Source organism: Agrobacterium sp. 22-226-1, assembly GCF_053522345.1.
On sequence record NZ_JBNWCP010000005.1, the window covers coordinates 368,648 to 379,614 of the forward strand.

8 protein-coding genes are annotated in these 10,967 nt (G+C 59.7%); 4 read left to right on the plus strand and 4 right to left on the minus strand.

Features of this window, described 5'->3' with window-relative positions:
• Nucleotides 1-35 precede the first annotated feature (35 nt).
• The 3 genes from hslU to ACQZ5K_RS11880 all read left to right on the plus strand — a co-directional run bounded on the left by hslU (nt 36) and on the right by ACQZ5K_RS11880 (nt 4,796).
• Nucleotides 36-1,343: an ATP-dependent protease ATPase subunit HslU gene (gene hslU / locus ACQZ5K_RS11870; RefSeq protein WP_448740453.1), complete on the plus strand. Its 1,308-nt coding sequence runs from the start codon at nt 36-38 to the stop codon at nt 1,341-1,343.
• 199 nt (nt 1,344-1,542) lie between these two features.
• Nucleotides 1,543-2,508 (plus strand): DUF1402 family protein, encoded by a 966-nt coding sequence (locus tag ACQZ5K_RS11875; protein ID WP_448740454.1) that lies wholly within the window; start codon nt 1,543-1,545, stop codon nt 2,506-2,508.
• A gap of 119 nt (nt 2,509-2,627) precedes the next feature.
• Nucleotides 2,628-4,796 carry a malate synthase G gene (locus ACQZ5K_RS11880; RefSeq protein WP_448740455.1) on the plus strand — a complete coding sequence of 723 codons (2,169 nt, stop codon included), beginning with the start codon at nt 2,628-2,630 and terminating at the stop codon, nt 4,794-4,796.
• 77 nt (nt 4,797-4,873) lie between these two features.
• On the opposite strand, the gene ACQZ5K_RS11885 is transcribed toward ACQZ5K_RS11880, so the two are convergent.
• Nucleotides 4,874-5,587: a L,D-transpeptidase gene (locus ACQZ5K_RS11885; RefSeq protein WP_003521204.1), complete on the minus strand. Its 714-nt coding sequence runs from the start codon at nt 5,585-5,587 to the stop codon at nt 4,874-4,876.
• A gap of 183 nt (nt 5,588-5,770) precedes the next feature.
• On the opposite strand from ACQZ5K_RS11885, the gene ACQZ5K_RS11890 reads away from it, so the two are divergent.
• Nucleotides 5,771-6,256, plus strand: a complete 486-nt coding sequence (locus ACQZ5K_RS11890; RefSeq protein ID WP_004444350.1) for an MmcB family DNA repair protein — start codon at nt 5,771-5,773, stop codon at nt 6,254-6,256.
• A gap of 6 nt (nt 6,257-6,262) precedes the next feature.
• Here ACQZ5K_RS11890 and ACQZ5K_RS11895 read toward each other — a convergent pair whose 3' ends face one another.
• The 3 genes from ACQZ5K_RS11895 to hrpB all read right to left on the minus strand — a co-directional run bounded on the left by ACQZ5K_RS11895 (nt 6,263) and on the right by hrpB (nt 10,746).
• Nucleotides 6,263-6,850 (minus strand): ActR/PrrA/RegA family redox response regulator transcription factor, encoded by a 588-nt coding sequence (locus ACQZ5K_RS11895; protein ID WP_080815397.1) that lies wholly within the window; start codon nt 6,848-6,850, stop codon nt 6,263-6,265.
• A gap of 72 nt (nt 6,851-6,922) precedes the next feature.
• The gene (gene actS / locus ACQZ5K_RS11900) at nt 6,923-8,230 is read right to left on the minus strand and encodes a two-component system sensor histidine kinase ActS (protein ID WP_137004403.1); all 1,308 of its coding nucleotides are present in this window, start codon (nt 8,228-8,230) and stop codon (nt 6,923-6,925) included.
• 29 nt (nt 8,231-8,259) lie between these two features.
• Nucleotides 8,260-10,746: an ATP-dependent helicase HrpB gene (hrpB, locus tag ACQZ5K_RS11905; protein WP_448740456.1), complete on the minus strand. Its 2,487-nt coding sequence runs from the start codon at nt 10,744-10,746 to the stop codon at nt 8,260-8,262.
• Nucleotides 10,747-10,967: the final 221 nt, after the last annotated feature.

Sequence of the window (10,967 nt, forward strand, 5' to 3'; positions counted from 1 at the left end):
ATGGCCGGCCGGAACAGGAAAGCCGAGAGGATAGAATGACCACTTTTTCTCCCCGGGAAATCGTCTCGGAACTCGACCGCTTCATCATCGGCCAGCATGAGGCCAAACGTGCGGTGGCGATTGCGCTGCGTAACCGCTGGCGCCGCCAACAGCTCGATGAGAGCCTGCGCGACGAAGTCATGCCGAAAAACATTCTCATGATCGGGCCGACCGGTGTCGGCAAGACGGAGATTTCCCGCCGCCTTGCCAAGCTGGCCGGTGCACCCTTTATCAAGGTCGAGGCGACCAAGTTCACCGAAGTCGGTTATGTCGGCCGCGATGTCGAACAGATCATTCGCGATCTGGTCGAGATCGGCATCGGCCTTGTGCGTGAAAAGAAGCGCGCCGAAGTACAGGCCAAGGCGCATCAGAGCGCCGAGGAGCGGGTGCTTGATGCGCTGGTTGGCGCAACCGCCTCGCCCGGCACGCGTGAAAGCTTCCGCAAGAAGCTGCGCGACGGCGAACTGGACGACAAGGAAATCGATATCGAAGTGGCGGATAGCGGCTCGGGCATGCCCGGTTTCGAAATTCCCGGCATGCCGGGCGCCAATATCGGCGTTCTCAACCTGTCGGAAATGTTCGGCAAGGCTATGGGCGGACGCACCAAGAAAGTGCGCACCACTGTATCGAAATCCTATGCCGATCTGATCCGCGATGAATCCGACAAGCTGCTCGACAATGAATTGATCCAGCGCGAGGCGGTGAAGTCGGTCGAAAATGACGGCATCGTCTTCCTCGACGAAATTGACAAGATCGCCGCCCGCGACGGCGGCATGGGTGCCGGCGTCTCGCGCGAAGGCGTGCAGCGCGATTTGCTACCGCTTGTCGAAGGCACGACGGTTTCGACGAAATATGGACCGGTCAAAACCGACCACGTCCTCTTCATTGCATCGGGCGCCTTCCATGTTGCGAAGCCGTCGGATCTTCTGCCGGAGCTTCAGGGCCGTCTGCCGATCCGCGTCGAGCTGAAGCCGCTGACCAAGGAGGATTTCCGCCGCATCCTGACGGAGACGGAAGCAAGCCTCATTCGCCAGTATAAGGCGCTGATGGCGACGGAAGAACTGGATCTCGATTTCACCGACGATGCAATCGATGCTCTGGCCGATGTGGCGGTTCATCTCAACTCCTCGGTTGAGAATATCGGTGCCCGCCGCCTGCAGACGGTGATGGAGCGTGTTCTGGACGAAATTTCCTTCAATGCGCCGGATCGCGGCGGTTCCGCCGTCAAGATCGATCAGGAATATGTCCGCAAACATGTCGGCGATCTCGCCGCCGATACGGATTTGTCCCGCTATATTCTCTGAAGATTTCAGGGATACGAGAAAGAAGAGTGCGGCCATATTTGCCGCACTCTTTTATTTTATCCGCCTTGTCTCGCATTCAGCCCGCATTTTGTTTATGGGAAGGGCTGCATTCCGGTTGGAACCGCTTTAGTGGAATGATCCGGTTTTCCCAGCGTATTTCGCTGGCGGAAGCCGCAGGCTTGAGAAAAGGCATTCGCTCGTGCGCAAAACTCTTCTGGCATTTGCCGCTGCTTTGACGTTCATCGTCACCGCGTCTTCTTACGTCGAAGCCGCGACGGTCGTTCCACCGGGCAATCGCAATGCCGAACAGCCCGGCGTTCCCGGCGCTTCCGCAAAAAGAACAAAGGCGTCCAACACCTCTTTCGAGCGTAAGTATCAGAAGGTGATCGACCTCCTGTCCTCTGACAAGGCGCTGATCGCCAAGATCAAGTCGACTGCCGGGCGCTACGGCATCGATCCGATCCATATGATCGGCGCGATCGTCGGCGAACACACTTATAATGTCGACGCCTATGACCGGCTGCAGTCCTATTACGTCAAGGCGGCGTCTTACGCGGGCAACAGCTTCCGTTTTGGCTACAAGGACGAAACCATCGCGCAGTTCCTGACGCATTCGCAATTTGCCAAATGCCAGTCGAAAAAGGATTCTTACAGCCTCTGGAACTGCCGGGAAGATGTCTGGGAAGACAGTTTCCGCGGCAAGACGGTCGATGGTGTCGCCTACCCGAACAACCGTTTCAGCGCCGTATTTTTCCAGCCCTTTTATGCCGGCCAGACCTTCGGCCTCGGCCAGATCAACCCGCTGACGGCGCTGATGTTGTCCGATATGGTGTCGAGAACTTCGGGCTATGAGAAGCTGGATGAGAACGACGCCACCGCCGTCTACACCGCTATCATGGACCCTGACCGGTCGCTCGCTTTCATGGCGGCCTCCATCCGCAAGTCTATCGACGACTATAAATCTATTGCCGACATGGATATTTCGAAAAATCCGGGTGTGACCTCCACGCTTTATAATGTCGGCGGGTCGCAGCAGCGTGCTGCTGCGCTTGCCCAGAAGAACCGCCAGCGCGCCTCAGGCGGGGAGCAGCCCTTATTGCCGGAGGAAAATTATTACGGCTGGCTGGTGAATGACCGCATCAAGGATTTGCAGGCGCTTTTGTAGAAAAAGGCGACTATCGCCCGCATTGTTTCCAAAATGGAAATAATATTTGGCTGTCCGCTGCAATTGACGAGCGGCCGTTTCCGCGTCCAATCTGTGCCTTCAGAATAGAGGAGGCGCATGTGAGCCGCACGAATAAATTCGGTCTTTCCATCGATGACAGGCTTTATGCCTTTTTGACTGACGACGTCCTGCCCGGCACGGGTCTGGACAGCGAGGCGTTCTTCGAAGGTTTTTCGACCATTGTTCACGAGCTTTCTCCGAAGAACCGCGAATTGCTGGCAAAGCGTGACGCTCTGCAGGAAAAGCTGGATGGCTGGTATCGGCAGAATGGCGCGCCGGTGAATTTTGACGCCTATGAGGGCTTTTTGAAGGAAATCGGCTATCTGCTCCCGGAAGGTCCCGACTTCCAGGTGGAAACCAGCAATGTCGACCCTGAAATCGCCGCCGTTGCCGGCCCGCAGCTCGTCGTTCCGGTCATGAATGCGCGTTATGCGCTGAATGCGGCCAATGCCCGCTGGGGTTCGCTTTACGATGCGCTTTACGGCACGGATGCTATTTCTGACGCCGACGGTGCGGAGAAGGGCAGGGGGTACAATCCGAAGCGCGGTGAAAAGGTCATTGTATGGGCGCGAAACTTCCTCGATGAATCCGCTCCGCTGGAAATGGGAAGCTGGTCCGAGGTGACCGGTTTCAAGATCGAGGATGGCCTGTTGCAGCTTGCTATCGGCGACGCCAGGACTGGTCTCAAGGATGCAGCCCAGTTTGAGGGTTTCAGCGGCGAAGCGGCAAAGCCTGCAACGATCCTGCTCGGCAAGAATGGTTTGCACACCGAAATCGTCATCGATCCCACGACCGAAATCGGCAAGGGTGACAAGGCGGGAATCTCCGATGTCATTCTCGAATCCGCGCTCACGACCATCATGGATTGTGAGGATTCGGTTGCCGCCGTCGATGCCGAAGACAAGGTGCTGGTTTATGGCAACTGGCTTGGCTTGATGCGCGGCGACCTGACCGAAGAAGTCTCCAAGGGCGGCAAGACCTTCACCCGCAGCCTCAACCCGGATCGTTATTATACCGCTCCCAGCGGTTCTGCGCTCACACTGCCCGGCCGTTCCCTGATGCTGGTGCGCAATGTCGGTCATCTGATGACCAATCCGGCGATCCTCGACAGGGACGGTCGTGAGGTTCCTGAAGGTATCATGGATGCCGTCGTCACGGCGTTGATCGCCCTCTATGATGTCGGTCCATCCGGGCGGCGTCAGAATTCCCGCGCCGGTTCCATGTATGTCGTCAAGCCGAAGATGCACGGGCCGGAGGAAGTGGCCTTCGCCAACGAAATCTTCAGCCGGGTCGAAAAGCTTGTCGGCATGGCGCAGAACACCATAAAAATGGGCATCATGGATGAGGAGCGCCGCACCACGGTCAACCTCAAGGAAAGTATTCGCGCTGCAAAGGATCGCGTCGTCTTCATCAATACGGGCTTCCTCGACCGCACCGGTGACGAAATCCACACCTCGATGGAAGCGGGTCCGATGATCCGCAAGGGCGACATGAAGCAGGCGGCATGGATCGCGGCTTACGAGAACTGGAACGTCGATATCGGCCTCGAATGCGGCCTTTCCGGCCATGCGCAGATTGGCAAGGGCATGTGGGCGATGCCGGATTTGATGGCGGCTATGCTGGAGCAGAAGATCGCGCATCCGAAGGCCGGCGCCAATACGGCCTGGGTGCCGTCACCGACGGCGGCGACGCTGCATGCCACGCATTATCACAAGGTCGATGTTGCTGCCGTGCAGGAAGGATTGAAAAGCCGCGGTCGCGCGAAGCTCTCCGACATTCTGTCGGTGCCGGTTGCGCCGCGTCCCAACTGGACGCCGGAAGAAATCCAGCGCGAACTCGACAACAACGCGCAGGGCATTCTTGGATACGTCGTGCGCTGGGTCGATCAGGGCGTTGGTTGCTCGAAGGTGCCAGACATCAACAATATCGGGCTGATGGAAGACCGCGCCACGCTGCGCATCTCCGCGCAGCACATGGCGAACTGGCTGCGCCATGGCGTCGTGACGCAGGAGCAGATCGTCGAGACCATGAAACGCATGGCCGCCGTGGTCGATGCGCAGAATGCCGGCGATCCGGCTTATCTGCCGATGGCATCCGATTTCGATGGCTCGGTGGCATTTCAGGCGGCTGTCGAACTGGTGCTGAAGGGCCGTGAACAGCCGAACGGCTACACCGAGCCGGTTCTGCACCGCCGTCGTCTGGAACTGAAGGCCAAGCAGGCGGCCTGAGGCCGTCAGCCGTCCTGAGAAACAAAAAAGCCGCCTGGGAAATCCACGGCGGCTTTTTCTTGTCTGGTATGTGATCTTTACTGGATCACGATGACCTTGGTGCTGCGACCGGGACGAACGCGGCTGTAAAGGTCGATGACGTCCTGGTTGATCATGCGAATGCAGCCGGAAGAGGCGGCGGTGCCGATCGAGGCCCATTCGGGCGAACCATGGATGCGGAACAGCGTGTCCTGTCCCTTTTCATTGAAGAGATACATGGCGCGCGCGCCGAGCGGGTTGGTAAGACCCGGACCCATGCCAGCCTCGACATATTTGGCGACTTCCGGCTTACGGTCCGCCATTTCTTTGGGCGGATGCCACATCGGCCATTCTTGCTTCCAGGCGACATAGGCCTCACCGGCCCAGGCGAAACCTGCCTTGCCGACGCCGATGCCGTAGCGAACCGCGCGGTTGCCGGAGAGGATGTAATAGAGGTAACGCTCACGCGTATTGACGATGATGGTGCCGGCACGTTCGGATGTCTGGAATTCGACGATCTGACGGCGGTACTTCTCGTTGACGCGGTTGATCGGAATGGCCGGCAGCGCATAGCCCGCATCGGTCACGGGACCGTAAACATCGTTGAAGATCTGGACGGTTTCGACCTTCGCCGGAACGGGGTCAGCAACCGGTACTGACGCTGCGATCTTGCCGGAGGTCGGAGCGGAGGATTGGGAGGTAGTTTCGGCGCAGCCGGCCAGAGCCAGTGCTGCCGTCAGACCGAGTGCGGTCAATGGGGTACGGATGCGCATGTCGTTCTCGCGGAAAATTCGCCAAATTGTGCGAAAGAGTAGGCTTAATTGGATAAATCGGTTATTTTCCATTCAGCCGCTCTTGGCAAGCCGTTGCGCCGCCGCGAAACGGTCGGGCATTTAAAATTGCCGGTTGATTGCCTTTTTGCAACAATAGGCCAAACGCTTCAGCAGCCTTTATCCATGACTATTCTTTCCGTTACCAACAATAATCCGTTAATAGACGGTCGCCAGTCGGACAAGGCGATGCTGGTGCGCCGCGGCGTTCAGGTGCTTCTGCACGAAATGCGCCATTCGGTGCTGCCCGAACTGCCGCTTGCAAGCGGGCGACGGGCCGATCTCATCAGCCTGTCGGTCAAGGGTGAGATCTGGATCATCGAAATCAAATCCTCCATCGAGGATTTCCGTGTCGATCGCAAATGGCCGGAGTATCGTCTGCATTGCGACCGGCTGTTCTTCGCCACCCATCCTGAAGTGCCGACCGACATATTCCCGGAGGAATGCGGGCTGATCCTGTCGGATGGATATGGCGCCCATATGCTGCGCGATGCGCCGGAGCATAAATTGCCGCCGGCAACCCGCAAGTCGGTAATGCTGGATTTCTCGCGAACCGCTGCGACCCGGCTGATGCTGGCGGAATGGACGACCGGGCGCAGCTTCGGAGAATGACTTCCGTTATTTGGGCGCGCGTTTGGCGAGAATGCGCTGCAGCGTTCGCCGGTGCATGTTCAGCCGGCGGGCGGTTTCCGAAACGTTGCGCTCGCACATTTCATAGACACGCTGAATATGCTCCCACCGAACCCGGTCTGCCGACATCGGGTTTTCGGGAACTTCGGTCTTTTCGCCCTTGCGCTGCGTCAGCGCATTGAACACATCGTCCGCATCGGCGGGCTTGGCCAGATAGTCCAGCGCCCCGAGTTTCACGGCGGTGACGGCGGTTGCGATATTGCCGTAGCCGGTCAGAACGACGATCTGCGTATCGTCCCGGTTCTGCCTGATGGCCTCGATGACTTCCAGACCGTTGCCATCCGCAAGCCTCAGATCGACAACCGCATATTTCGGTGGTGCAGCTTTGGAGCGGGCAATGCCATCGCTCACCGTCTCGGCGGTGTCGACGGTAAAGCCACGTGTTTCCATCGCCCGGGCAAGCCGGCGCAGAAACGGACCGTCATCATCGACGATCAGCAGCGATCTGTCGGGTCCGATCGGGTCGATGTCGTCCGTTGGCGCGCTGGTGGAGTTGTTCTGGTCTTCTGTCTTCATGTTTCCGGCCTTCCGGCAACTTCGTCGGCTTTTCTTCTTCTTCTTATCGCCGCTTCAACGTGGATGGTAAAGTCAATGGCTTCTTTTATCGTCCATAAGCGCCCGAGGCCAGACGATTGTGACCCGCGCTCCGGTTCCGCTCGTGCCGCGATTTTCAAAGGTGACGGTGGCGCCGGAGCGCTCCAGCAGGGTCTTGGCGATGAAAAGCCCGAGCCCGAGCCCGCCCGCCCGTGTGTCGTTGTGACGTTCGGTCACATAGGGCTCGCCGATACGGGCAAGCACGTCATTGGCATAACCCGGCCCATCGTCTTCAATGACGACGGCGACGTTCTGCTGGTCGTAATCCACCGTCACGGTCACCTTTTCCCGTGCATAATCCACGCCGTTTTCAATGAGGTTGCCAAGACCGTAGATGATGCCGGCATTGCGGATACCGACCGGCTCGTCGGCGCGATTGTTCTTTTCAACGAGTTCGAGGCGGATGCCGAATTCCCGGTGCGGCGCCATCACTTCCTCGATCAGTGAGGAGAGCGGCAGGCGGCGCATGTGCTCCTCATTGTCGGCGGAAAGCGAAGTGAGGCGGCGCAGAATGTCACGGCATCTTTCGCTCTGGCTGCGCAGCAGGGCTATATCTTCGCCGAATTTTTCGTCGTTTCCGAGTTCCCGCTCCATCTCCTTCGCGACGACACTGATGGTTGCAAGCGGTGTGCCAAGCTCATGCGCCGCTGCCGCCGCCAGCCCATCCAGCTGCGATAGATGTTTTTCCCGCTCCAGCACGAGCTCGGTTGCAGCCAGCGCATCCGCCAGCTGGTTTGCCTCATGCGAAACGCGATAGGCGTAAAAGGCCGCAAACGAGGTTGTGGCGATGATCGCGACCCAGGTGCCGACATGCAACAGAAGCTGGATCGGCAAAACCTCACCGGGATACCACGGAACCGGAAACGGCGAAAAAGCGATCGCGGTCGAGCAGATGACGGCAAAGCCGAGGAGAATGAGCGAATGCCGCAGCGGCTGGGAGGCAAAGGCGATGATGACCTGCACGCAGATCAGCGGTGCGAAGGGATTGGAAAGTCCGCCGGTGATGTAAATGAGCGCCGTCAATTGCAGCAGGTCGAAGGCCAGCAGCAATGTCGCTTCCCAGGGCTCCAGCCGATAGGTGGAGGGAAAACGGGCGGTAAGAAACAGATTTGCAAGAGCGAGTGCCGCGATCAGAAGGCCGCAGGCCAGAAGCGGCAGGGGGAAATTGAGCCCGAAAGCGACAAGCAGGATCGTTGCCGTCTGTCCCGCAACCGCCAGCCAGCGCAGCCAGACGATGGTCTGCAGCCTTATCCTGCGGCTGGCGCGGCCGAGCCTCGTGGTTTCGATAGAATGGCCAGCCACCGTCATCTCCTTTGCCCCGTTCTTCATCGTCACGTCCCGCGCGGTTTTGCACGGCTGGTCGGCAGGGCCGATGCCGGGTCCTCCGGCCATGGATGCCGTGGATAGCGCCCGCGCATATCCGCCCGCACATCCTTCCAGGACCCCGCCCAGAAGCCGGGAAGATCGCGTGTCGTCTGTATCGGCCTGTGCGCCGGGGAGGTCAATTCCAGGAGCAGCGGCAACCGCCCCTGCGCAATGGACGGGTGGGCTCTCAGCCCGAAAAGCTCCTGCACGCGAATGGAAAGCGTCGGTTCGCTGGCGTCGTAACGAATGGGATGCCGCTGGCCCGTCGGCGCTTCGAAATGCGTCGGCGCCAACTTGGCGAGATCGCGCGCTACCTCATGCGGCACCAGAGACAGGATCCCTTCGGAGAGGCTGCCGGGCCGGATGTCCTGCAGGCTGCGCGCACCGTTCTGAAAAGGGACGAACCATTCGTCCAGTCGCGAAAGCAACGCCTCGTCGCTGACATCCGGCCAGGGCTCCCCGATACTGGCGTTCAGAAAGCCGATCCTGTCGCGCAACTGCAGCGTCTCTTTCGAAAAAGGAAGAATGCCGATGCCGAATTCCCGAACGCCATTGGCGAGCGCCTGTGCCGCCTGCTCGCCCTCGGGACGGGGCAGGGGTGTCTCATCGAGGATGATGGCGCTAAGCCGCGTCACCTTTCGCGCGCGCGCCTGGCCGCTCGCCTTGTCGAAAAGCAGCTGGTCCTGCTGAACGATGAGGTGCGGCATCCGCTCTTCTATATCGCTCCTCTCTATGCCTGCCGCCGCAAGGATGCGCGGCTGCGCCGCTCGCCCCGTAATATCGGCAACCACCAGCATTTTGCTCGCCGCCAGCCGTTCTGTCTCGGCAAGCTCTGCGCCACGCCCGTTGGCCATCACATAACGTCCCCGCGCGCCGCGCTGAAGCGCGATCCTGTCCGGATAGGCATGCAGCAGCAGCGGGCCGGCCTCGCTCGGCAACTCGGCGGTCGCCGTTTTGTCGCCGATCGCGTCGAACAGCCTCGATGCCAGCTTGCGCGCCGCCTGCGCCCTTTCGCTTCTGTCGGAAAGAAAGCGCCGCAACCGCTCATCGAGATCGATATCGTTTCCGCCGAGCCCCTGTTCCGTCAGCATGACGGCGAGCATCGCCGCCTTTTTCCCCGCGCCTTCGCTTGCCGCCGCAATCGCCATGGCCGCCAGCCGTGGCGGCAATGAAAGGCCGCGCATCAGATGGCCGCGCTGCGTCAGCGCTCCGCCTCTGCCGAGCGCGCCCAGATTTTTAAGAAGCGCCACCGATTCTTTAAGTGCGGCTTCGGGGGGCATATCCAGAAAGGCAAGAGAAGAGGGATCCTGAACACCCCAATGGGCGAGATCGAGCGCAAGGCCGGCAAGATCGCTCGCCAGAATTTGCGGTGGCGTAAAGGCGTTGAGCGCCGCAGTCTGCCCCGGATGCCACAGGCGGATCGCAACACCGGGTTCCGTTCGCCCGGCGCGACCCGCCCGCTGGTCGGCAGAAGCGCGCGACACCCGCACTGTCTCCAGTCTCGTGATTCCAGTTGCCGGCTCGAAGACAGGTAGTCGCTGCAATCCGCTGTCGATCACCACACGCACGCCATCGATGGTAATCGAGGTCTCCGCGATTGAGGTGGCCAGCACGATCTTGCGCCGTCCGGCCGGCGCCGGCTTTATCGCCGCATCCTGCTCTTTCTGCGAAAGGTTGCCGTAAAGCGGGATGATATCCGTATCTGCGGGAAAACGTCCCTCCAGCCGCGTGGCCGTTCGGGTAATTTCCGCCTGTCCCGGTAGAAAGGCGAGGATGGAGCCGGTTTCCGATCCATGCGCCTCAGTGATCGCCTTGGTGACTTTCTCTTCAATCGGCACGCCCTGCCAACGATCCTCATAACGGACCTCGATTGGAAACGTCCGCCCAAGGCTCTGAATGACCGGCGCGCCTGCCATGAGCGTGCTGATGCGTTCGACATCGAGAGTGGCGGACATGACGAGGATACGCAGATCGTCGCGCAACCCACCCTGCACGTCGAGCGCAAGCGCCAGTCCAAAATCGCCGTCGAGCGAACGCTCGTGAAACTCGTCGAAAATCACCGTCGAAACGCCGGCAAGTTCAGGATCGTCCAGAACCATCCGGGCAAACACACCTTCGGTCACCACTTCTATCCGGGTTTTCGAGGAGACGCGATTGTCGAGCCGCATGCGATAGCCGACGGTTTGCCCGACATCCTCGTGAAGCAGCGCGGCCATGCGCCCGGCTGCGGCTCGGGCGGCCAGCCGGCGGGGCTCGAGAAGAATGATCTTGCCGTCCCCCCGCCAGTCCTGCTGCAAAAGATGAAGCGGCACCAGTGTCGTTTTACCCGCGCCCGGTGGAGCAGAAAGAACTGCGCGCTTCGCCCCGGCCAGAGCCCCGGCGATATCGCCGAGAACGGCACTGACGGGAAGTTCGGGCAACTCGGTCTTTATAGGAACGGGCATTCTGGTCATGCAAACAGGCCTGCGGCATCTGGGGTGGTGTTTAAGCGTCTCATATGCCGTTTCTAATGCAGGGCCCAGCACTTTGACAGCCGTATGTAAGGAGCAGGCAAATGCTCCGACGTCAAAGTTACGGTTCCTTGCGCGCTATTTGCAGTCAGGGCCGGAGGGCAGGCATTGGGCGCGTGGCGAAATGTCGGAAGATTCCGTCTCTTTCGCCTGTTTTCGCTTAA

Excerpts from the sequence above, each read along its gene's own strand:
- hslU (WP_448740453.1), top strand. The coding sequence starts at position 36 with ATGACCACTTTTTCTCCCCGGGAAATCGTCTCGGAACTCGACCGCTTC.
- ACQZ5K_RS11885 (WP_003521204.1), bottom strand. The coding sequence starts at position 5,587 with ATGCGCATCCGTACCCCATTGACCGCACTCGGTCTGACGGCAGCACTG.
- ACQZ5K_RS11890 (WP_004444350.1), top strand. The coding sequence starts at position 5,771 with ATGACTATTCTTTCCGTTACCAACAATAATCCGTTAATAGACGGTCGC.
- ACQZ5K_RS11895 (WP_080815397.1), bottom strand. The coding sequence starts at position 6,850 with ATGAAGACAGAAGACCAGAACAACTCCACCAGCGCGCCAACGGACGAC.
- hrpB (WP_448740456.1), bottom strand. The coding sequence starts at position 10,746 with ATGACCAGAATGCCCGTTCCTATAAAGACCGAGTTGCCCGAACTTCCC.